The sequence below is a fragment of the Lewinella sp. IMCC34191 genome (assembly GCF_003390935.1).
In the GTDB taxonomy this organism is placed as follows: Bacteria; Bacteroidota; Bacteroidia; order Chitinophagales; family Saprospiraceae; genus Neolewinella.
This window is the reverse complement of the sequence record NZ_QNQZ01000007.1, coordinates 13553-36297: the sequence shown is the minus strand read 5'-3', so window position 1 is coordinate 36297 and position 22745 is coordinate 13553. Positions and strand designations below refer to the sequence as shown.

20 protein-coding genes are annotated in these 22745 nt (G+C 58.5%); 11 read left to right on the top strand and 9 right to left on the bottom strand.

The genetic code is table 11. The features are described 5' to 3' along the window. Positions 1 to 8: 8 nt before the first annotated feature. The 4 genes from DRW39_RS13960 to DRW39_RS13945 all read right to left on the bottom strand — a co-directional run bounded on the left by DRW39_RS13960 (position 9) and on the right by DRW39_RS13945 (position 3146). Positions 9 to 692 (bottom strand): serine hydrolase domain-containing protein, encoded by a 684-nt coding sequence (locus DRW39_RS13960; RefSeq protein WP_116107677.1) that lies wholly within the window; start codon positions 690 to 692, stop codon positions 9 to 11. A gap of 66 nt (positions 693 to 758) precedes the next feature. Beyond that, positions 759 to 1697 (bottom strand): SDR family oxidoreductase, encoded by a 939-nt coding sequence (locus tag DRW39_RS13955; protein ID WP_116107912.1) that lies wholly within the window; start codon positions 1695 to 1697, stop codon positions 759 to 761. A gap of 101 nt (positions 1698 to 1798) precedes the next feature. After that, positions 1799 to 2590 carry a rhamnogalacturonan acetylesterase gene (locus tag DRW39_RS13950; protein ID WP_116107676.1) on the bottom strand — a complete coding sequence of 264 codons (792 nt, stop codon included), beginning with the start codon at positions 2588 to 2590 and terminating at the stop codon, positions 1799 to 1801. A 178-nt stretch (positions 2591 to 2768) separates the two neighbouring features. After that, positions 2769 to 3146 carry a DUF3703 domain-containing protein gene (locus tag DRW39_RS13945; RefSeq protein ID WP_116107911.1) on the bottom strand — a complete coding sequence of 126 codons (378 nt, stop codon included), beginning with the start codon at positions 3144 to 3146 and terminating at the stop codon, positions 2769 to 2771. 236 nt (positions 3147 to 3382) lie between these two features. Between DRW39_RS13945 and gcvP the strand changes: the two genes are divergently transcribed. Beyond that, positions 3383 to 6274, top strand: a complete 2892-nt coding sequence (gcvP, locus tag DRW39_RS13940; protein WP_116107675.1) for an aminomethyl-transferring glycine dehydrogenase — start codon at positions 3383 to 3385, stop codon at positions 6272 to 6274. Between the two features lie 129 nt (positions 6275 to 6403). Here gcvP and DRW39_RS13935 read toward each other — a convergent pair whose 3' ends face one another. Next, positions 6404 to 7294, bottom strand: a complete 891-nt coding sequence (locus DRW39_RS13935) for a WD40 repeat domain-containing protein (protein WP_116107674.1) — start codon at positions 7292 to 7294, stop codon at positions 6404 to 6406. A 216-nt stretch (positions 7295 to 7510) separates the two neighbouring features. On the opposite strand from DRW39_RS13935, the gene DRW39_RS13930 reads away from it, so the two are divergent. Continuing rightward, the gene (locus DRW39_RS13930) at positions 7511 to 8152 is read left to right on the top strand and encodes a 4'-phosphopantetheinyl transferase family protein (RefSeq protein WP_116107673.1); all 642 of its coding nucleotides are present in this window, start codon (positions 7511 to 7513) and stop codon (positions 8150 to 8152) included. A 120-nt stretch (positions 8153 to 8272) separates the two neighbouring features. Here DRW39_RS13930 and DRW39_RS13925 read toward each other — a convergent pair whose 3' ends face one another. Then, on the bottom strand, positions 8273 to 8785 hold the full coding sequence (locus DRW39_RS13925) for a gamma carbonic anhydrase family protein (RefSeq protein WP_116107672.1): 513 nt from the start codon (positions 8783 to 8785) through the stop codon (positions 8273 to 8275). Positions 8786 to 8788: 3 nt separating this feature from the next. Continuing rightward, a complete protein-coding gene (locus DRW39_RS13920) occupies positions 8789 to 9328 on the bottom strand; it encodes a TraR/DksA family transcriptional regulator (RefSeq protein ID WP_116107671.1) in 540 nt (179 codons plus the stop codon). A gap of 236 nt (positions 9329 to 9564) precedes the next feature. On the opposite strand from DRW39_RS13920, the gene DRW39_RS13915 reads away from it, so the two are divergent. The 6 genes from DRW39_RS13915 (at position 9565) to nspC (ending at position 17197) form a co-directional block, all read left to right on the top strand. After that, positions 9565 to 9912 carry a 4Fe-4S dicluster domain-containing protein gene (locus DRW39_RS13915; RefSeq protein WP_116107670.1) on the top strand — a complete coding sequence of 116 codons (348 nt, stop codon included), beginning with the start codon at positions 9565 to 9567 and terminating at the stop codon, positions 9910 to 9912. 38 nt (positions 9913 to 9950) lie between these two features. Then, on the top strand, positions 9951 to 11735 hold the full coding sequence (locus tag DRW39_RS13910; RefSeq protein ID WP_157976115.1) for a hypothetical protein: 1785 nt from the start codon (positions 9951 to 9953) through the stop codon (positions 11733 to 11735). Positions 11736 to 11822: 87 nt separating this feature from the next. Further along, complete coding sequence (locus DRW39_RS13905) at positions 11823 to 14186, top strand: TonB-dependent receptor (protein ID WP_116107668.1); 2364 nt, start codon at positions 11823 to 11825, stop codon at positions 14184 to 14186. A 14-nt stretch (positions 14187 to 14200) separates the two neighbouring features. Continuing rightward, complete coding sequence (locus DRW39_RS13900; protein ID WP_116107667.1) at positions 14201 to 15307, top strand: sensor histidine kinase; 1107 nt, start codon at positions 14201 to 14203, stop codon at positions 15305 to 15307. Continuing rightward, complete coding sequence (locus tag DRW39_RS13895; RefSeq protein WP_116107666.1) at positions 15294 to 16055, top strand: LytR/AlgR family response regulator transcription factor; 762 nt, start codon at positions 15294 to 15296, stop codon at positions 16053 to 16055. Before DRW39_RS13900 ends, DRW39_RS13895 begins: the two co-directional genes overlap by 14 nt. A gap of 14 nt (positions 16056 to 16069) precedes the next feature. Continuing rightward, on the top strand, positions 16070 to 17197 hold the full coding sequence (gene nspC, locus DRW39_RS13890) for a carboxynorspermidine decarboxylase (RefSeq protein WP_116107665.1): 1128 nt from the start codon (positions 16070 to 16072) through the stop codon (positions 17195 to 17197). 34 nt (positions 17198 to 17231) lie between these two features. Here nspC and DRW39_RS13885 read toward each other — a convergent pair whose 3' ends face one another. Next, positions 17232 to 18119, bottom strand: a complete 888-nt coding sequence (locus DRW39_RS13885; protein ID WP_116107664.1) for an EamA family transporter — start codon at positions 18117 to 18119, stop codon at positions 17232 to 17234. Between the two features lie 92 nt (positions 18120 to 18211). Between DRW39_RS13885 and DRW39_RS13880 the strand changes: the two genes are divergently transcribed. Together DRW39_RS13880 and cdaA are read left to right on the top strand one after the other, a co-directional pair. Further along, positions 18212 to 18811, top strand: a complete 600-nt coding sequence (locus DRW39_RS13880) for an OmpH family outer membrane protein (RefSeq protein ID WP_116107663.1) — start codon at positions 18212 to 18214, stop codon at positions 18809 to 18811. A 10-nt stretch (positions 18812 to 18821) separates the two neighbouring features. Continuing rightward, complete coding sequence (gene cdaA, locus DRW39_RS13875; RefSeq protein WP_116107662.1) at positions 18822 to 19619, top strand: diadenylate cyclase CdaA; 798 nt, start codon at positions 18822 to 18824, stop codon at positions 19617 to 19619. Between the two features lie 1116 nt (positions 19620 to 20735). Here cdaA and DRW39_RS13860 read toward each other — a convergent pair. Beyond that, positions 20736 to 21026 carry a PLD nuclease N-terminal domain-containing protein gene (locus DRW39_RS13860; RefSeq protein ID WP_157976114.1) on the bottom strand — a complete coding sequence of 97 codons (291 nt, stop codon included), beginning with the start codon at positions 21024 to 21026 and terminating at the stop codon, positions 20736 to 20738. A 130-nt stretch (positions 21027 to 21156) separates the two neighbouring features. On the opposite strand from DRW39_RS13860, the gene DRW39_RS13855 reads away from it, so the two are divergent. After that, positions 21157 to 22539, top strand: a complete 1383-nt coding sequence (locus DRW39_RS13855) for a dipeptidase (RefSeq protein WP_116107658.1) — start codon at positions 21157 to 21159, stop codon at positions 22537 to 22539. Positions 22540 to 22745: the final 206 nt, after the last annotated feature.

Sequence of the window (22745 nt, the reverse complement as noted above, 5' to 3'; positions counted from 1 at the left end):
GAGGTCATCTACCTTCCCCTGCTCGTCGAAGGGAGGGCCATCCGGGCGGTATCCCGATACGGGTAATGCTCCATGACTGAAATCCCCTCCATACCGTGGGGGTAAAAGAATTCCTCTTCCAGAAATACGGGGAACGGTAAAGCCGTGATCCGCTCCACGATCCGTTGTAGGAGAAACGGGCTGTAATGGGTATAGCTATAGTCCGTTCCCGGCGGAAACAAGAGCGCCGGCCCGTGGACGAGCCTATCAAGAATGGTTTCCTGATCCGGAGGCACGGACCGACCGAACCACTTTTCCCAATCCACCTCCGGCAGCCCACTACTGTATTGCAAAAGGTGGCGGATCGTCACCTGCCGGCTCCACGCGGGAAGCTCAGGTAAGTACTCCGCGATCGGCGCTTCCAATTCCACCAGCCCTTCTTCCACCAGCAGCATAATGGCGGCGGCTGGAAATTCTTTCTGAATAGATCCGATAGCGAAATGATGAAAGATAGTGAGCGGGCGCTCCTCCGTCGGATCGGCGAATCCGAACGACCGCTGGTACAGGATCGAATCACCCCGGGCAATTAGCACGTTGCCATTCAGCAGGCCTTGGTCAAAAAGAGCTTCCAGGTAGCCATCAACCTCCCGTGGCTGTTGGTGGCAACCCACCCACAGGCTTAGCAGGATACCGGCGAAAAGATAGCGGGGCATGAAAACTGGCTTTACATAAAGGACGCGAAAGCCGGTCGCCCGTTGCACCGCACTCGCTTTACGACACTAGACGACCTTTTGGTAGCCTTCGCTGGCCATGGGGCCGCCGATGCTCATACCGCCGTCTACGTCGTAGCTGATGCCGTTGATAAAATCGGTTTCGTCACTGGCGAGATAGCGGATCATGCTGGCGATTTCCGCCGGGTGGCCGGGGCGCTTGGAAGGAATCAGTTTCCGCTTTGTATCCAGAGCATCCTCGGGGTGGGCATCGTTCATCGGCGTGGTGATCTCACCTGGCCGGACGCCGTTCACGGTGATGTTGGTGCCGGCCAGCGCGAAGGCGGCACACTTGATGAATCCCCCTAGGGCGTGCTTGGTCATCGTGTAGACGGTGTCGACCGGGCTGGCGATGTGCTCGTGTACGCTGGTGACTACGATGACGCGACCGGGCGTAGTACGCGGCGAGGTGACCTTGCCGGTCAGCACCTTACGTGCCATGGCCGCGATCTCTTCGAATCTGCTTTCCTCCCCTTCCGAATCTAGCCCCAGCATGTACCGCACGCCCCGCTGCATGGCCAGCACGGCCCCGAAGGTATTTACGCGAAATAGCTTCTCCATATCCTGCAGTTCCAGGTCCGGGAAGACGTTCATTTCCATCTGGCCGGCGTTGCTCACGAAAATATCCAGGCTACCGAGCTCCCGTACCATCGCGTCTACCGCGGGCCCGGCGGCGTTCGGGTCCGTCAGGTCCATATGTTGGATGAAAACGCGGCGCCCGAGTTTGCGGATGGCCTCCGCGGTCAGTTCGGCGTCGTCGCGGTGGTGGGCATAGGTCAGGGCGATGTCGCAGCCGTCCTTTGCCAGGGTAAGTGCGGTATAGCGCCCGATGCCGGTGTCCCCGCCGGTTACGATAGCATTGCGGATACGGCCGGCGGGTACGTCACGCCGCCCGGGGGGCGTCAGGGTTTCCAGTAATTCGTCGACGGTAGTTACCTCGCTGTTCATGGTTGGTGTTTTACCGTAGATGTGACCATCCATCAGGCTTGTTCGACCCTCCCCCCGACGAGCGACCATTCAACTGAAGTAACACGGCGCACCCGCGAAAATTACCGTTTGGGCAGTCCACGCAGCCCCTCGAAAACCAACTTCGCAACTTCCCGTGCACCCTCCGGCTGGAAGTGCGTATTATCGTTTTGCCCGTCGGGGTATGCAGGGTACTCGTCCGCTGGGAGATTCATGAAGTAGTGGGTGGTCACGTACTCCCGGCCTCTTGCGCTGAAGGCATCCATAGACAACTGATTGAGGTCGATCAGGGCCGTCCCGGTTTCTTCCGCGACGGCCCGTGCGGCGGCCGGATAGTCTCCGTGTACATTCACCAGTCTATCGTTTTCCCAGGGATAATTGCGCGCCACCGGGGTGAGGATGACGGGCGTAGCGCCCTTTTCGCGGCTTTGGCTGACGTAGAGGCGCAGAAATTCCTTGTATCCCTCCGGGTCGACGTAGCGCTCGGGTTTTGACGCGGCCGCGTCGTTGTGTCCGAATTGCATGAGAACGACGTCACCCGGTCGCAGGGCTTCGTAAACCGAACGCCAGCGTCCCTCCTGAAAGAAGGTGCGGGTACTTCTTCCGCCACGTGCCCGGTCGTCGATCACCACGCTGTCGGCGGTAAGGAGGGGAGTAAATCCGTTCAGGTCGGTCGTGTCGAAGAATCCCTGAAAGACCTGCCCCCATCCGGTTACGGGGTAGCGCGTCTGCATATAATCCTCGCCGGGCTCGTAATTGTCAGCGTAGTCAGCTGCGGTAGAATCCCCTATGAGGTAAAGAGTGGAGACTTTCGGATCGGCCTCGGTACACCCCATCGCGTACACCAGCCCGAATACCAGATATAAATTTCGCATACCGACTTCAGGGAATTTCCCTAAAGCTAGTTGCGTCGGTGCGCTCCCCTAAGACCCGTATAGAAATTGCTAGTAGTTAGTTGATTCCGGTGGTGTGCCCGCCGCCCAAACCATGCTTACAGACAAAATTTTGGGCGGCGGAGCGCAGGTAAGAGCAATTTCGTGAAAGGGAAGCAACTCAGCCAATCTCTATCCCGGCCGCCCGGAACATTTGCCGCACATCCTCGGCAATGGGAAAAGACTTCAACGGTGGCACGTTGGCACCGCCCGGGTTGCCCACGGGTACTTTCCCCACGAAGGACTTTACCCCGCCGACCAGCAACCTGGGCAACTGACCGGCAATCTCTTTTCCGCTCTTGATCCGGAAGCCGAACAGCAGCATTTTCCAGTGTACGTAAGTGTGTTGCACGGGATAGCGCTGCCCGATGATGTGGGCCCGTTCCAGGTGATACCACGCTATTTGCAAATCACCGCTACTATACGACTGGCGGTAAGCCACGAGCTCGGTGGCGAAGTAAGGCTTAAGCTTGTCCGGGATGCTTGTATTTATTGCCATAGTGCTGTCGCGTTGCCCGTATAAAACTAGCGACTTCCGAGCGAAGTTGTCCGTGCCGGATTCGCGGCCTGACCGGTGGATTCCCGGATCGGCACGTACCATCCCCCAGGAGCGTATGCCCAACCGATGAAACCGCCTGCAAAATGCAGGTGATTATCTTGACCGGGGAGGCTTGCTACGACAACCAATTCAGGTGGCGAACGATTACCTTTGCACCCCCCAACCGAAGCCAACGTATGCACGCCCTTACCCCCCGCCACGACCAATTTCGCAATCGCCACATCGGCCCCTCCCCGGAGGAAAGGGAGGCGATGCTGCAAACCATCGGCGTGGAGTCGCTGGAAGCGCTGATCGACCAGACCGTACCGGAAAACATCCGGGTTCGGGAACCGCTCAACGTTTCTTCCCCCATCAGCGAATACTACTACCTCCAGCACCTGAAGGGCATCGCGGACCGGAATAAAGTCTTCCGCAGCTTCGTCGGTATGGGTTATTACGGTACGATCACGCCGTCGGTGATTCTACGCAACGTCTTCTGCAACCCCGGCTGGTACACCCAGTACACCCCCTACCAGGCCGAGATCGCCCAGGGCCGCCTGGAGTCCCTGCTGAACTTCCAGACGATGGTCAGCGACCTGACCGGCATGCCAGTCGCCAACGCCAGCCTGCTGGACGAGGGCACCGCCGCCGCGGAGGCCATGACCATGTTTTACGGTCACCGCAACAAGCGGGTGAAAGCCGAGCCGGCTAACGTCTTCCTCGTATCGGATCAGGTACTCCCCCAGACGCTCGCCGTACTGGAAACACGTGCCGAGCCACTGGACATCGAGGTGCGCGTGGGAGCAGCGGCGGAGTTCGAGTTGGACGAAGACCGGGTATTTGGGATCTTGCTACAGTACCCCGGTGCTAACGGACAGATCGGTGACTACCGCGGACTGGCCGAACAAGCCCGCGAGAAGAACATCACCGTGACGGTAGCGGCGGATCTACTGGCCCTCACGCTCCTGACGCCTCCGGGCGAATGGGGTGCGGACGCAGTGGTAGGAAATACCCAGCGCTTCGGCGTACCCATGGGCTTCGGCGGACCGCACGCGGCATACTTTGCTACCCTCGACACCTTCAAGCGGCAGATCCCCGGACGCATCATCGGCGTCAGCCAGGACCGGCACGGCAACTTCGCCCTGCGCATGGCCCTGCAGACCCGCGAGCAGCACATCCGCCGTGAAAAAGCCACTTCCAACATCTGCACGGCCCAGGCATTACTGGCCAATATGGCGGCGATGTACGCCTGCTACCACGGCGCGGAGGGGCTGACGGCCATCGCCAAGCGGACCCACCACTTCGCCGTCATCCTGGCGGACACACTGAAACAGGCCGGCTATTCACTGCCCACCGACGCTTTCTTCGATACCCTGCAGGTAGATGTCTCCCCGGAAAAGACGGCCGAGATCCGGCAGCGTGCCGAGAAGAACGGTTACAACTTCTTCTACCCGAGTACCGGCGGTATCCGGATCAGCTTTGACGAGACCGTCGCTACGACCGACCTGCAGGCGATCTGTCGCATCTTCGAGGCGGATCTGGCCTATAAGGGTGCTGAGCTGGAGGAAGATGGTGGGGTATCCGGTATTGAGACGCGCATTTTACCTGCGCTCCGCCGCAAAAGTGAATTCCTGACGCACGCCAACTTCCGGAATTACCGCACGGAGACGGAAATGATGCGCTACCTCAAGCGGCTCGAGAACAAGGACCTGAGCCTCATGCACAGCATGATCCCGCTCGGTTCGTGCACCATGAAGCTCAACGCCGCTACGGAGCTCATCCCCGTTAGCTGGCCGCAGTTTGCCGACATCCACCCCTTCGCCCCGATCGAGCAGGCGCAGGGATACAGCGAGTTGTTCCGCGAGCTGGAGCACGACCTGGCGGAAATTACCGGCTTTACCGCCTGTAGCCTGCAACCCAATAGCGGCGCCAGTGGGGAGTACGCCGGCCTGATGGTCATTCGCGCTTACCACCAGCACCGCGACGAAGCCCACCGGAACGTGGCCCTCATCCCGGAAAGCGCCCACGGTACCAACCCCGCCAGCGCGGTCATGGCCGGCATGCAGGTCGTGGTCGTCAAAAGCGACGAGGCCGGCAACGTGGATATGGACGATCTGCGCGAGAAAGCCGAGAAGCACAGCGATGATCTCGCCGCCCTGATGATCACCTACCCGAGTACCTACGGCGTCTTCGAGACCGGCGTCGTGGAAATGTGCGACCTGATCCACGAGCATGGCGGTATGGTGTACATGGATGGCGCCAATATGAACGCCCAGGTGGGATTGACCAGCCCCGGCCGCATCGGTGCCGACGTTTGCCACCTGAACCTGCACAAGACCTTCGCGATCCCGCACGGCGGTGGCGGCCCCGGCATGGGACCGATCTGCTGCAACGAGGCCCTCGCCCCCTTCCTGCCCGGCCACCCGCTGCAGAAGACGGGCGGTCAGAAGGCCAGCTCGGCCGTGGCGTCCGCCCCCTGGGGAAGTGCCAGCATCCTGTTGATCAGCTATGCTTACATCAAGATGCTGGGAGCTTCCGGACTGCAGGCCGCCAGCGAGTATGCCATTTTGAACGCCAACTACATCAAGGCCCGGGTCGAAGACGCTTATGACGTCCTCTTCACCGGCGAGAACGGCCGCTCCGCCCACGAACTGATCCTGGACCTGCGTCCCTTCAAGTCGGTGATGACCGCCGGGGATCTCGCCAAGCGCCTCATCGATTACGGCTTCCACGCGCCGACCCTCAGCTGGCCGGTAGCCGGCACCGTCATGATCGAACCCACCGAAAGCGAAAGCAAGGAGGAACTGGACCGCTTCTGTGATGCCCTCATCGCCATCCGCGAGGAAGCCGACGAGGTCGCCCGCGGGGACACCGATGCGCAGGACAACGTACTGGCCAATGCCCCCCACACCATCGCCGAACTGACCGCCGACGAATGGGTACACGCCTACCCGCGCTCCAAAGCCGCCTACCCCCTACCCTATCTCCAGCAAGGGTTCAAATTCTGGCCCAGCGTTGCCCGCGTGGATGACGGCTACGGAGACCGGAATTTCGTTTGTACCTGTCCGCCTATGGAGGAGTATCGGTAGGGTTGGATGATGGGTTATAGGATATAGGTAATAGGGTATAGGGCTGTGCCCTGAGCTGGCCGCCCCTATGCCCTATATCCTGATACTGTCCCGCCAGCTATCCCCTATATCCTATTACCTGATACTACCCTAGCCGCTAAACCCCCATTCCAGTATCCGCCGGTCATCGCCCGCGGTGAGGAGGGTGTCGGCATCCAGCCAGGCCAGGGTGTTGACGCTGTTGACGTGGCCTTTGTCGCGCACGACTTCGGCGACTTTGATCAGGCTGAGATCGGTGCTGTTCCAGATTTTGACCGTTTTGTCGCGGCTGGCGGTGGCCAGGTAGTCGCCTTCGGGATGGACGGCCAGGGCATTAACGGTCATGAGGTGGGCAGTGACCGATTGTTCCGGCCGGAGTGTTCCGTCGAGGACGGACCAGCGGCTGAGGCCGGCGTCGCGTCCTCCGGAGAAGAGATACTCGCCGTCGGGTGAGAAATCCAGGGCGAAAACGGATGGAGCATGCGCCTCGGCGGTAGCCAGGAGCGAAAGATCTTCCCGTTGCAGGAGGTAAATTTTACCGTCACTGGCCCCTACCGCCAGGCGGTCGTAGGTGGGGTCGTAGGCGATACGGCGCAGGGAATTGCGGGAAAGCGGCAGGCTCTCCAGCTTGCGGGCTTCCCCAACCGACCACTTCGTGAGTATGCCATCGCCCCCCGCCGTGTATAAGAAGTCCTCAACCCGCATTACCGAAAATACCCCGTGCTGGTGATGCGCAACGTGGCGGTTGCGGTCCGGCGTGTCGGGGTAGAGCCAGTGTACGCCACCGTCCAAAGCACCGGCCACCAATCCATCCGGGATGGTGGTAACGGACAGAAATTTGCCCCCTTCGACACTGGCCACGACCCGTCCGAAATCGACGTCGTCCCGGTGCCAGTGTACGAGGTAGCCGTCGGCGGCAGCGGAATAAAACCCAGCTCCGTGGGGCTTTAGATCGTAGATGGCGGCGCGGTGGCCGGAACGTACCGTCAGGCGATTTAGCATAGGTAACGCGAACAACGTGTTAGGAATGAGAGTTTTAGGGACATATGAAGTATATCTTCACCATATTACTCGCCTGGACCCTGGGATATATTCTGCCCATGTTTGCTTCCGTGATGCAAGCATTGGTGGCCATGATTTTTGTAGGACTAGTTGTACTTTGCGTGATGTATTACATCCATACGCGCATCACCGCCGTCCGTTTATAGAAATCACTCGTTGCCGCTCTTTTTTCACGAATCCATCCATCCTCCCGGAGAATGGGGCCTCTGGCGCATCAACGAATCGGAGCAGTGGCTGCGCCGCGAACTCGCCGTGCACCAACATGAAGAATGCCAGCTACAGGCAATCCGCGGGGAGGAACGTCGCCGGGAATTCTTAGCCGCCCGCTTACTGCTGCACGAAATGAGTGGCCGCCAACAGCGGGGTCACCTCATCAAGGATACCGACGGTAAACCTCACCTGGAAGACTCCCTCTTTTTCGTATCCATTAGCCATACGGTCGGTCTGTCGGCCGCGATGGCGCACCCGCACGTTTGCGGCATTGATGTCCAAAGGATAGTCCCCCGTATTACGCACCTCGCTCCAAAGTTTGTCAGCGAGGATGAACGACCTTTTCTCCTACCCTCCGAAGCGTTGATACAGCTGCACCTGATCTGGTCGGCCAAGGAGGCGATGTATAAAGCCTACGGTCGCCGGCAGCTGGACTTCAAGGAGCACCTGTTCGTTAACCTGGAGGGCTATCGACCGGATATCAGCGCGGCTACCGGAGTTATTCAGACGGCGGAGACGCGGATGGAGTTTTCGCTGGATTGGAAGGTGTACGCGGACTTTGTTCTGGTGGCGGCGGTGGAGGTTTGAGGGGTTCCGGCTTCGCCGGTGGTTCGCGCTCGGAGAGCGCTTCGTACATCGCTGTCGGAGACAGCTTTTTACTCGCGCTGTCGGAGACAGCCTTGTACCGGCGCTGATGGAGACAACGGGTTACTGGAACCAGCTGGCGTACTTCAGGTAGGCGGCCGCGATGCGTTCAATGGTATCAGCCCGTTGCTCGGGGGCTAGATCCTTGATCTTCTTGGCGGGAATGCCGGCGTAGACGCTGTTGGCTTCGCAACGCATACCGGCGGGTACGACGGCCCCGGCCCCGATGATTACGTTGCTCTCTACGACGGCATCGTCCATAACAATGGCGCCCATACCGATCAGGACACTATCGTGAATCGTACAGCCATGTACGATAGCTCGGTGGCCAACGCTGACATCGTCGCCCACCACGGTCGCGGCGCGCTCGTAGGTACAGTGAATACAGGCCCCATCCTGGATGTTGACGCGGTTGCCGATGGTGATGGTATTGACATCGCCCCGAACGACGGCGGTAAACCAGACGCTGCAGTTGTCGCCCATCGTGACTTCACCGATTACGGTTGCGTTTTCAGCGAGGTAGCAATCCTTACCGAAGGTGGGGGTATGCCCGCGCACCGCTTTGATGAGTGCCATGGATCAGATGAGATCGTCGTCCTCCTCTTCCACCTTCTTGCGGCGGCGGCTCTTCTTTTTGGGAGCCGGCTTTGCCTTCGGCGGGGGCGGCTTCTTGATCTTGGAGATCACCTTGTTAGGTCCTTCCTTTCGTTCGTTGGCCCGGCGGGCTAGATCCTGGGCGGTCACGTCGAGGACACCGCTGGCCTGCAGCTTCATTCCCTCCAGACTCTTCGTCGTGGTGGGTACGGCTTCCAGCCGTTTGCGGTCGATCAGTTTGCCCGTGACGGAGCAGACACCGTAGACCTTATTCTTTATCCGCAGCATGGCGTTTTGCAGATCCTGTACCTGGTCGCGCTTGCGAAGGACTTGCTCGTTCAGCATTTCGAGCTGGTTGACGGAACTGGAGTCTTGGGTATAATCCGCTCCGAACCCTTCGGAAATATTTTCCGAGAATTCGCTTACCTGATCGCGAAGTGCCTGTAGTTCCTTCTTAGCCTGCTGGTAATTCTCCTTGATGATTACTTTGAACTCCTCGAGCTCTTCATCGCTATATCTTTCCATTCTTACGCTGGTTCTTTCAAATTTTCGGGTGGGTGCCCCGGACCAATGGCTGGCACCGGGCAACATAATACGCCCGGTGAGCAATCAATGTTATGTTTTTTCTCCGAGAATGCAAACCTATTGACTTCGGAGGGCCCCTTCTTTCCTCTCTTGCAACCCCTATGGCCGTGACCGGTTTATAAAAGACTACCCAACTACGGGTAATTGTTATTTTTGCCCCTGAAAACCTCTTCCCTATGGCCATAATGATTACTGACGACTGCATTAACTGCGGAGCCTGCGAGCCGGAATGCCCCAATAACGCCATCTACGAAGGCGGCGTGGAGTGGACCATCTCCGATGGAACCACGGTGAACCAGCCGTATAAGATCGAGACGGGCCAGACCGTCGACCCGGACGAGGACCAGGAGCCCGTCAGCGACGAATTTTACTACATCGTCCCCGATAAGTGCACCGAGTGCGTCGGTTTTCACGAGGAACCCCAGTGCGCCGCGGTTTGCCCGGTCGATTGCTGCGTGCCCGATCCCGAGCGGGAAGAAAGCGAAACCGTACTAGCCGCACGGCAAAAGACGTTGCATGCCTAAGGGAGCGGTATCTTCGTCGCCACCCGCAAACTTTGCCCGTGCTTCGATCGCTTGCCCTCTGTTTTTTCCTTTTTATCACTAACCTACTTTACGCCCAGGGTGCCCCCCTGCCGGTGAACGAGGAGGGGTATGACCTGGTCCAGCGGTTATACAATCGGTACGGTTATCAGAAGTTTACCGCTCCCGCCGCCGACTTCAACCTCCGGCCCGCCAGCCGGGCTGATTTGGTCCGGCTAGTAAAAACCTACGAGAGCCTTTACGGAAAGGAGTGGTCGACCGTAGACCGTTACCGGGTTAACCGCTTTTACCAGGACAACAACGAGTGGCTATCCTTGCCGCCTTTCGAATCCGCTAATGACCCCGACCGCGCCCCCTATTTCATCGGAGAGGGCTTTGCCGTAGCCTCGGAAAGCAGTCCACTGTATGAGAAGTCCGACAAACCGATCTTCAATACCTTTTACGAAACGCCCGCCTTCCTCTTTCAGCACAACCGCGAAGACTTTTACCTCCGCGTGAATCCGGTCCTGGACTTTCGCTACGGTAAGCAGGCAAATGAGGAGCAAGATTATTTCTACAACCGCCGCGGCCTTCGCTTACGTGCCGGAATTGACGACCGCTTTTTTCTGCATTTCGAAATTCTGGAAACGCAAGCCGGCCTGCCGAACTACCTGGTCAACTACTTCCGCGAACGTCGAGCCTTACCGGGCGCCGGATTTGTCAAAACCGAATTTTCTTCCAACCTGGTTAATGTCGCGCGGGGCTACGATTACCTAAATGGTGCGGGTTACCTATCGGTCGACATCAGCCGCCACGTAGGTGCACGCATCGGTTATGGCCAACACTTTATCGGCGACGGGGAACGATCCCTGATTCTTAGCGACTTCAGCAACAACTATCCCTTTCTGGAGATCAACTGGCGAATCTGGAAGTTTCACTATCGCAACCTCTTTGCGGAGTTGACTCAGGGTCCGGTATTCGATACGGGCACCGGTTTGCCGCTTCCCAAGAAGTATCTGGCCGCCCACTATCTATCGATCAACATCGGAAAACGGCTGTCGCTAGGTCTGTACGAAGCAGTGGTCCTTAGCCGGGAGAATGGATTCGAGTTGTCCTACCTCAATCCGGTTATTCTTTACCGCACGGTGGAAGGCAGTATCGGTAGCCCCGACAACGTATTAATCGGCCTGACCGGGAGCTATAAACTGCCCCTGCGAACGACGGTCTACGGTCAGTTCGTCCTGGACGAATTTAAATTTGACGAGCTGTTCGTGGAACGCCGTGGTTGGTGGGCGAATAAGTGGGCCTACCAGATCGGGCTACGCCATACGGATCTACTCGGCGTCGATCAACTGGACGTGGTGACGGAAAGAAACGTAGCCCGACCATTCGTATACACCCACGATGGGCCGAGCAGCTACACGCAGGTCGTGAACCCCCTTGCCCACTCGCTCGGAGCCAACTTTAAGGAAAACCTGCTGGGCATCGATTACCGCCCTCTTCCCCGCCTGCAGCTGAGCGGCCGGGTGTATCTAATCGAACAGGGTGAAAGTACAGATGACCGCATCATCGGGGAGAACATCTTCCTGTCCTCCGACCTGCGCCCCGCCGATAAAACGTACGGGAATGAGATCGGGCAGGGTATCAACTACACCAATACGATTCTACAACTCTGGGCCAGCTATGAAGTGAGACCAAACCTGTGGGTAGAAGCGGAATTTTTTTCCCGGCAGAAGGACTCGCAGCTGGCAGACCGGGATCTCGAAACGACCGTGGTTAACGGCGGTATTCGCTGGAACATCGCCCGGCGTCGGGAGGCTTTCTGACGGTTCATTTACCCGTAGCGACGGTTCACCGGAATTGCCTTGTGGCCGGTCGCTTCCGGCGGGTACTTAGCGGTAACCATTCCGACTATGTACCCTCACTACCTTCTTCTTTTCTTCCTACTCGCCCAGGGACTTACCGCCCAACGCATTAGCGGTAACCTGTTCGACGCCCAATCCGAAATGCCGCTCATCGGCGCTACCGTGGAATTACTTCTCCCGGATGCAACCAGGGGCACCACGACCGATACCGAAGGACGGTTTGAGATTGCAGCCGTCCCCCCGGGCCGGCAGACCCTTCGGATCAGCTATCTAGGCTACGAATCGCAAACGATCCCCAATATCCTCGTCACCGCCGGCAAGGACGTCCACCTCGATCTATCGCTGGAAGAAAGGGTGACGGACCTGGAAACGGTAACGGTTCGCGGGGGTACGGAGCGGGGGGCGGTCAACGAAATGTCGACCATCTCCACCCAGCAGTTCACCGCCGAACAGGTCAACCGCTTCGCCGGCGGGCGGGCCGACGTCAGCCGCCTGGCCGGCAACCTGGCGGGAGTGGCTACGGCCGACGATAGCCGCAACGACATCGTGATCCGCGGAAACAGCCCTTCCGGACTCCTGTGGCAGCTCGAGGGGATTCCCATACCTAATCCCAACCACTTTGCTACCCTGGGCACGACGGGCGGTCCCGTTTCCGCCCTGAATCCCAACCTGCTTGCCAGCAGCGACTTTTCCACCTCCGCCTTCGCCGCCGAATACGGCAACGCCCTCTCCGGCGTCTTCGACCTGCGGCTGCGGCGGGGGAATCGCGACCGCTACGAGTTCATGGGGCAGCTGGGCACCTTCTCCGGTCTGGAATTCATGGCCGAAGGACCACTGCGCGGTAAGGGATCCTTCGTCGCGAGCCTACGCAACAGCTTCGTCGGGCTCACCGAAACGCTGGGCATCGATATCGGCACCAATGCCACCCCCGACTACCGCGATTTCACCTTCAACCTCGACTTCGGTAATCGGAAAGCCGGCACCTTTTCGCTGTTCGGCATCGCGGGGACCAGCAACATCGATTTCCTGGCGGCGAAGGTGGATTCCACCGACCTGTTCGCCAACCCCGGGCGAAATAGCTATCCGCGCAGCTACTTCGGCGTGGTCGGTCTGCGCCATAACCTGATCACGGGTGATAACACTTACCTGAGAACGGTAATCAGCGGTAACCTTCAGGGGAACACCTTCCAGGAGTTCGCCGTAGACGAAGAGTTGCAGGACGACTTGTTGTACACTGAAGTAGATGATCGTACCACGGGCATCAATTTCAAATCCTACCTGAACAGCAAGCTGTCCAACCGAACCACCGTTCGGACAGGTATCCAGACGGACCTGATGCAGCTGCGCACGCTGGTAGACGACCGCGACGGGCAACCCGATCGCGATGAGGACGGATTGCCCGACCTGGATCGCCTCCGGGATTTCGATGGCCATTTTCAGCTCCTACAGGCGTTCGGGCAGGCTCGCTACCGCGCGGGTTCCCGCTGGACGCTCAACGCCGGCCTCCACCTCCAATACTTTTCGCTCTCCGAATCCTTTGCGCTCGAACCCAGGATGGCCACCGCCTACGAGGCGAGCCCGGCGCTTATCCTTACCGCCGGTTACGGTCGCCATTCCCAGGTTCCTTCCCTGCCGGTCTTCTTCTTTCGGGATCTGACTAACGGCCAGAGCGACACCAATCAGGATTTATCATTTCTGCGGGCCGATCACTACGTAATGGGTGCGGCACTCCATCTGGGGCCGGCGTGGAAAGTCAAGACCGAGGTGTACTACCAGCATCTATTCGATATTCCGGTAGACGGCTTTCCCTCCAGCTTTTCCTTGCTAAACGCCGGAGCCGACTTCGTCTTTCCGGAGCGGGGCAGCCTGGTCAATGAAGGAACCGGGGAAAATTACGGCGTCGAACTCACCCTTGACCGAAGCTTCCGGAACAATTGGTATTTCCTCCTCACGAGCTCGGTCTTCGAAAGCCGGTACACGGGCAGCGACGGCATTCAGCGGAACACCGCCTTCAACAACGAATACGTCGGCAACCTGCTGGCCGGCAAGGAGTGGCCCTTCGGCAAGCAGCGCCGTCACCGCTTCACCCTCAACACCAAGCTGACCACTTCCGGGGGGAGGTACTATAGCCCGGTGGACATAGTCGCGAGCCGGGAGGCGGGCGTAGACCTGCGCAACGAAGAACTCGCCTATTCCGAACGCTACGCCGGCTACTTCCGCTGGGACCTCAAGTTCGGCGTTCAGCTTAATTCAGCCGGCAAAAAGTTCAGCCAGAGCTTCTTCATCGACCTGCAGAATCTGACCAACCGGGAGAATGTATTTCAGCAACGCTATAACCCCGTAACGGGCCGCGTCAATACCGCTTACCAGTCGGGCTTCTTTCCGGATGTCCAGTACCGCGTGCAGTTTTGACCTATCTTAGTCGTATGCTGCTGAGCCGCGAAGAACGCATCCGTTACCTGGGCTTCGACGATCACTGGGCCATGGCGCTCGGCATTCCGTTCCTGGCCGGTCTGGCGGCGGTATTGTTTATTGCCGGCCGGGAAGGAAGCGACTACAACTGGTCCGTCTGCCTTTCCTTCAGCTTCATGCATACCCTGATTTACTGGGTCATCAACCGGCGCGTGGTCGTCTACCTGCGGCGGCGCTATCCGGGGGAAAAGGATACCCCCCGCCGCATCCAGTTGATGACCGCCTTCTCGGTTACCTTCGCTCTGGCGGTCGAATCGGTGCTGAATTCGCTGGTCTTTCCCCGCCTCGATTGGCTAGTCGGTGCGGGCTACGGCGCGGCACCCTTGTCTTTTGAGGTCACCGTGGCCACTACGCTCTGCCTCATGGTATTGGCCATCTACGAGTCGATTTACTTTTTTACCCGTTATCGGCAGAGTCTGCTCGAGCAGGAACGTCTGATGCGGACCGACGTGCAGGCCCAGCTGGAAACCCTGAAGCAACAGGTGAACCCGCACTTTCTCTTCAACAGCCTTAACACCCTGGTCCAGGTCATCCCCGAAGACACAGACAAAGCCGTGCTCTTCACCCAGCGCCTGTCGGCGGTCTACCGGCGCATCCTGGAGTACCGTCACCGGGACCTGATCACCCTGGAGGAAGAACTCGAGGCGCTCAAGGACTACGTCTTCCTGATGAAAACGCGCTTCGAAGACAAACTGCTCGTGACGTATTCGGGCGGCGGAGCGCAGGTAAAGAGCTTGCCGGACAACTTCGAAGAATCCGTTTTCCTCGTTCCTTTATCCCTCCAATTGCTCGTGGAAAACGCGATCAAACACAATGTCGTCAGCGAGGACCACCCGCTTCGGATTGAGATCATCCTCACGGCGGAAGCAGTGAACGTGGTCAATAATCTACAGCCCCGAAGCCGTCGCAAGAACAGCACGGGCTGGGGCCAGGACAATCTCCGGCAGCGGTATCGTCTGGCGGGCGGGGCACAGGCTACCGTTGCCGTCACCTCCACGCACTACCGCGTTACCCTCCCCTTACTTCGACTCGAGAATACGCCCGAATATGCTACCGCATAGTTGTTGGATTCTGGAAGACGAACCTCCCGCAATGCGTCGGCTGCGGGAAATACTGGCCCGGGTCTCGCCGGTTACGCAGATTACCTTTTCCACGGACTCCATCGCCCCGGCCCGTGCTGCCTTAAAGGAGCGCCCGCACCCCGACGTCATCTTCAGCGACATTGAGTTGGCCGATGGTGTAAGCCTCGACTTATGGGAGACGGTCAAATGTTCCTGCCCGATCATCTTTACTACGGCCTACGATCAGTACGGCGTTCGTGCTTTTCGCACCAACGGGGTAGACTACCTGCTGAAGCCGGTTACCGAAACGGAGCTGGTACGCGCGTTGGATAAAGTTAGCCGCATCCGTCAGCCCTCCACACCAGACTGGGGTGCGCTGTCCCGGATGATTTCACCGCCCGCAAAGAACTACCGACAGCGCATGCTGGTCCGGTACCGCCAGGATTGGATACCCATCGAAACGGATCAGCTGAGGCAGATATACAGCTCGGATGGGGTTACGCTCGCCACCGGCACCGACGGCAAGCGCTATTTGCTGGACGGGACCCTGGACCGGCTCGCCGACGAACTGGACCCCGATCTTTGGTTTCGCATCAACCGGGGTCAGATCGTCCACGTTCGGGGAGTTCGTAAGGTGACCGCTTACTTTAATCACCGCCTGGCCCTGGAACTAGATACCGAGGGCGCCGGGGAAAACATCGTGAGCCGACAACGGGTAAAGGCGTGTCGGGAGTGGCTCGGTAATTGATTTACCTTTGCGGCATGGCACTACCCTCCCCCGCTTTCGTCATCGAAGAAGATCTGCTCCGTCGCAACCTGGAAATCGTCTCCGACGTCGCCTCGGCCTCCGGGGTCGAGATCATTCTGGCCCTGAAGGCATTCGCATTTTGGCCGGCCTTCCCGGTGATGGCCGAATACCTGCCGGGCGCTACCGCCAGCAGCCTGAATGAGGCTAAACTGATCGCGACCCACTTCGGCCGCAAGCCCCACGTGTACGCCCCCGTGTACCGGCCCGGTGAGTTCGAGGAGTTGGCCGGTATGTCGGAGCACCTCACCTTCAATACCCTCACCGAGCTGGAGCGCTACCGGAGCCAGTGGGAAAAGCTAGGGACAAGCGTCGGCTTACGCGTGAATCCCCAGTACAGTCCGGTGGAAACCGACCTCTACAATCCCTCCAACAAATTCGGTCGCCTCGGTGAAACGCTTCCCAACTTACCGACCAAGCCACCTAAGGGGCTCAAGGGCCTGCACATTCACACGCTCTGCGAAAGCGACGCCGCCGCTACCGCCACGCTGATCGAGCGGACCCGCGCGCAGTTTGGCCACTATCTCGAGCAGATCGAATGGCTCAACCTGGGGGGTGGCCACCTGATGACCCGCGAGGGCTACGACCTCGAAGGCTTGATCAAAACCCTGCGCGATCTCCGCAAACGGTACCCTCACCTCCAGGTAATCCTGGAACCGGGCAGCGCCCACGTTTGGCGGACCGGCTACCTCAGTGCCACCGTGCTCGACATCGTCAACAACTACGGCTCGGCCACCCTAATGCTCGACGTCAGCTTCACCTGCCATATGCCGGATACGTTGGAAATGCCCTACCGGCCGGTGGTGCGGGGTGCCAGCGAGCAGGAAAAAGACGGATTTGCCTACCCCTACCGCCTCGGCGGCATGAGTTGCCTGGCCGGTGACTACCTGGACACCTATTACTTCCGCCAACCCGCTCGCGTGGGCGATACCCTCATCTTCGAGGATATGGCACACTACACCACGGTGAAATCCACCATGTTCAATGGCGTTCCCCATCCGGATATCGTACTGGTAGACGCCGACGGGGAGATTCTACAGCAACGCAGCTTTGATTTTGCCGACTACGAACGGCGGATGGGATAATTCCATGCCGCGTGAGCCACAGCCCTTCGGAATTTTAGGCCGTAGCCGAATTTATAAAGTAGACCCCCCCAAGGAGTACCGCTCCCGCTAGCATGGACTGGATGGTGATCGCCTCCCCATTCAGCAGACCGCCGAGGAGAACAGCCACTACGGGATTGACGTAGGTGTTGGTGGATACCTTATCCGCGCTCACCTGTCCGAGCAGGTAATTAAAGGCGGAGAAGGCGATGATCGAACCGAAGACCACCAGGAAGAGCCAGGCTAAGGCGGAGCGCTGCGTCACCTCCTGCCACGACCACCCGGCCCACTCGTCCAGGGAAAAGCTGAATAACAGCAGTACCAGACCGGCCCCAAGCATTTGCATGGCGGTTGCGCGCATGCGGTTTTCACCAAGATCCAGCCGTTGGCGGAGCAGCATCCCCGCACCCCAGCAGAGCATACCGGCGGCAATCCCCAGCAGGCCATACGTGCTTTCCCCTCCACCCACGGCAATCGGTTGGGTGATCAGGAGGGCCATCCCACAGATGCTGACAAAGGCTCCGAAGAATGCCTTTACCGGGGGGCGGCTGGATAGAAAGCCCCACATCATAAACATGACCACCAGGGGTTCAAAAGCGATGATCAGGGAGGTCGTGCTGGTGGGAATATACTGTTGTGCCCAGACCACGGCTCCGGTGCCGACGCTTAACAGCAGGACGCCGATCACGGCACTATTCAGCGCGTGGCGGGGCTTGGGAAGCGTCCGGTCTCCCCGAAGGAGGGTAAAGGCGTAGAGGAGTGCACCGGCCGTGAGGAAACGCGTAGCGCCCATGCCGAAAACCGGAATGGAATCGATGGCCCAGTAGTTAGCCAGATAGGTAGACCCCCAGACGACGTAGGTAATGAAAAAGGCCAGCAGGATGTATAGGCGGTCACGTCCCATATTGAAACTGTACTTTTGCGGGGTATCCACGAAGGTGCCCGTCCAATAACTTCACCCGGATGGGTTAATGCCTTTTTAAAAATTCCGTTTTGATGACCGACATTGCAAGAATACTTTCCGCTAGCGCATTAGTTCTGCTTTGCCTGACCTTTTTTGGTTGCGATAATTCCGGCACGGCACCCGCCAGCGCCGCCCCCGCCGCCAGCCCGGCCCGGGCCACTTCCGGTCTGGATATCGTATTCGTGAAAGTAGATAGCCTGCAGGCCGGCTACACCGCGGTAGCCACGGAATTACAACGATTGGAAGAGAACTTCCTGAAGGCCCAGGAAAACCACGCCGGCCGCGTCAAAGCGCTCGAAAACGAGGTAAAGGGTTTGCAGAATCAGATGCAGCAGGGACTGCTCGCCCCCAACAAGGTCCAGGCCGAACAGCAGCGCATCGCCCGCAAGGAACAGGAAATCATGCAGCAGCGCGATCTGGCCCTGAACAGCATCCAGGAAGACCAAATGCGCATCCAGCAGAACTTCAGCGAGCGCGTCAAGGCCGTACTGGAAGATCTCCAGGAGGAAAACGGCTACGATTTCATCCTCAACCAGGGTCAAAATTCCGCCGTGCTCATCACCAACGACGACTACGACATCACCAGCCTGGTCCTTCAGCGCCTGAACGCGACATCCGACAGCATCCAGTAGTCCTACCGGCATGCTCCTACCCTTCCTTTTTCAGATCGGTTTTCTACCCGTAGATATCTGGGATATCTTCGACGTGCTCGTCGTCGGTTACCTGATCTACTGGCTTTACCGCCTCCTGAAGGGAAGCATCGCGCTGAACATCTTCGTTGGGATCGTCGCGCTGTTCTTCAGCTACCAGGCGTTCACCGCGTTGGGGATGGATCTGCTGAGCAATATCCTGAATCAATTCATCCAGGTAGGCTTCATCAGTCTGATCATCATCTTTCAACCCGAGGTACGACGGTTTCTCCTCCTATTGGGCAGCGGCACCATCCGGCAGCGCGACAGCTTCTGGAACCGCCTCTTGGGCCGTCAGGAATTCGACCGGGAACACGCTCCCCAGACGGCCATCGTCCGGCGCGCCTTTCTGCGTATGGCCCGCCAACGCACGGGTGCCCTCATCGTCTGCACCCAGGATGCCGATCCGGATACCGTCATCACCGGCGGAACGGAAATCGACGCCGATATCAGTTATGGCCTGTTGGTGAGTATTTTCCACAAGGAAAGCCCACTGCACGATGGCGCGGTCCTTATTTCCAATCGGCGCATCGTTAAAGCCAGCGCCATCTTGCCCGTATCCGAAAACTCCGAATTACCGGCGGCCGTAGGCCTGCGCCACCGTGCCGCGGTGGGTGTAACGGAAAAGATCGATGTCGCCTGCTTCGTGGTATCGGAGGAGACGGGTAAGATCAGTTTCGCCCACGGCGGCGTACTGGAGCGCGGCATCTCCGAAGAGCGTCTGACAGAGCTGCTGGATATGTATTTGTAGTCAGGGTCCCGGAGGTTCAGGGACGGTACGGGTCGTGGAGCTCCAGCCCCAGGTATCAATCCCAGCTCAAACGCCTCGCCCAATATCATAGCCCTGTCCAGTACGGAAACATCCACCAGCTAACGGTACATACGGCGGAGCTGGAGCTCCGCCACCCCGAACAGGGTCCTGGAGCTCCAGCTCCAGGCGTAATTCTCACCTCGAACGCCTGGCAGCATAGAAAAGCCCTGTCTGATACGGAAGCATAGACCAGTTACTAAAGCATCCGGCGGAGCTGGAGCTCCGCCACCCCGAACAGGGTCCTGGAGCTCCAGCTCCAGGCAAGATTCTCTCCTAGAACGCTTGGCAGCATAGAAAAGCCCTTTCCAAGACGGAAGCCTAGACCAGCTAATAAAGCATCCGGCGGAGCTGGAGCTCCGCCACCCTGAACAGGGTCCTCGAGCTCCAGCTCCAGGCAATATTCTCTCCTCGAACGCCCGGCAGCATATAAAAGCTCCATCCGAGACGGAAGCATAGACCAGCTAATAAAGCATCCGGCGGAGCTGGAACTCCGCCACCCCGAACAGGGTCCTGGAACTCCAGCTCCAGGCGTCAGTCTCACCTCGAACGCCTGGTAGCATATAAAGGCTCTTTCCGATACGGAAGCATAGACCAGCTAATAAAGCATCCGGCGGAGCTGGAGCTCCGCCACCCCGCACAGGGTCCTGGAGCTCCAGCTCCAGGCGTAAGTCTCACCTCGAACGCTTGGCAGCATATAAAAGCCCTTTCCGAGACGGAAGCATAAACCAGCTAATAAAGCATCCGGCGGAGCTGGAGCTCCGCCACCCCGCACAGGGTCCTGGAGCTCCAGCTCCAGGCGTAAGTCTCACCTAGAACGCTTGGCAGCATATAAAAGCCCTTTCCGAGACGGAAGCATAAACCAGCTAATAAAGCATCCGGCAGAGCTGGAGCTCCGCCACCCCGCACAGGGTCCTGGAACTCCAGCTCCAGGCTTTTTTTCTCATCATCCAGGCTAGGCCTTGGTAAGCCTTCCAAACCATTAACGTGAGTAAGCTACTAAGCGAGAGACCCGGCGAGTCCCGATTTACGTGACCCCGCACCCGCGCACCCCGCACCCTATATCACCGACTGCTTATTCCGCCCCAGAATAAAGTAAAGCACCGCACCAAGGAAGGGAATAACCAGAATGACTACCCCCCAGATCAATTTCTTTTCCATCGGATAGGGCTTCTGCACCAAATCGATGACGGCCCAAACGACCAGGATAAAGGCCAGGATGCTGCCGATCGCCCAGATACCGATGCCGGCCCCTACGGCCTCGCCCGCGGACACGTCTTCCCCGCAGGCAGTGAGTAAAACGGCTAGCAGGATGGTCACCGAAATGGGAATGTATTGCTGGATTTTCATAGTGTTTCCTTTGTTGGTATAACCCATCGGACGGGCAGGCATGTTCGGCTTTCCGACTTATCATTGTACCTGCGCTCCGCCGCCCTAACCTTGACGGCACCTGCGCGTTAGCCAACTAAAACCAAAGATCATGACCACCCAGGAATACATCGACCAGCACCGCGACCGCTTTCTCGAAGAACTGAAGGCCTTAATTCGCATCCCCAGCATCAGTACGGCCTCCGAGCATAAGGAGGATACACGGCGTTGTGCCGCCAACGTACAGGAATACTTAGTGCGGGCGGGCCTGGACAAAGCCGAACTCTACCCCACCGACGGCCACCCGATCGTGTACGGCGAGAAGATTATCGATGCGTCCCTTCCTACGGTCCTGATCTACGGCCACTATGACGTGCAGCCCGCCGACCCCCTCGACGAGTGGGATACGCCCCCCTTCGAACCGACGGTCAAGAAAACGGAGCACCACCCCGACGGTGCCCTCTTCGCCCGCGGCGCCACCGACGACAAAGGCCAGATGTTTATCCACGTCAAGGCGGTGGAAGCCATGATCCAGACGGATAGCCTCCCCTGCAACGTCAAGTTCATGATCGAGGGGGAAGAGGAGATCGGCAGTCCCAACCTGGTACCCTTCATCAGTAAGCATAAAGACATGCTGGCCGCCGACGTCATCCTGGTCTCCGACACCAGCATGTTGAGCAAGGATTCCCCCAGCATCACGGTCGGTTTGCGTGGACTGACCTACCTCGACGTGAAGGTGCGCAGCGCCCGTGCCGACATGCACTCCGGCCTGTTCGGAGGTGCCGTAGCCAACCCAATCAACGTGCTGTGTGAGATGATCGCCAGCCTGAAGGATGAGAACAAGCACATCACCATTCCCGGCTTTTACGACGACGTCGAGTTCCCCAGTGACCGCGACCGCCAGCTCATGCGGGATGCCCCCTTCGACGAGCAGGAGTATATGGACAGTCCCGGCGTATTCGGCCTGGAGGGCGAAACCGGCTACACCACCTACGAGCGCACCGGCATCCTCCCTACGCTCGACGTGAACGGGATCTGGGGTGGCTTCACCGGTGAAGGTTCCAAGACCGTCATCCCGGCCGTCGCCAACGCCAAGATCAGCATGCGCCTCGTCTCCAACCAGGACTACCACAAGATCACCGAGCTCTTCACCAACCACTTCAAGGCCATTGCCCCGGACTCCGTCAAGGTAGAGGTATACCCCCACCACGGCGGCCAGCCCTACGTTACCCCCACCGATACCGAAGAGTACCGCGCCGCGGCGGAAGCGGTGAAGGAGGCTTTCGGCAAGGAGCCCGTGCCGATGTATGAAGGCGGGTCCATTCCCATCGTTTCGAAGTTTAAGGAGGTGCTGGGTATCGAGACTATTTTGATGGGCTTCGGCTTCGATACGGATGGTTTGCACTCGCCTAATGAGCACTTCGGGTTATGGAATTTTTATAAGGGGATTGAAGTGGTGCCGGCCTTCTTCTCCGCTTACGCGGCTCGGAAATAGATGCGTGTGTTATGGGTTTATTTCCTTCTCGCTGCTTCGCAACTTAAAGCTCGTTTGATAGCCTCGCTGCTGCGCAGCTTGGGAGGTTACTTCAACACAGATTTCGCGGATTAATGGCACGGATTCAACACGGATTTTTGTAGCTGCCGCTATTCGTTCGCGGTATAATATGCTCGCTGCTGCCGCAGCTTCGTTATTGAGCAGCA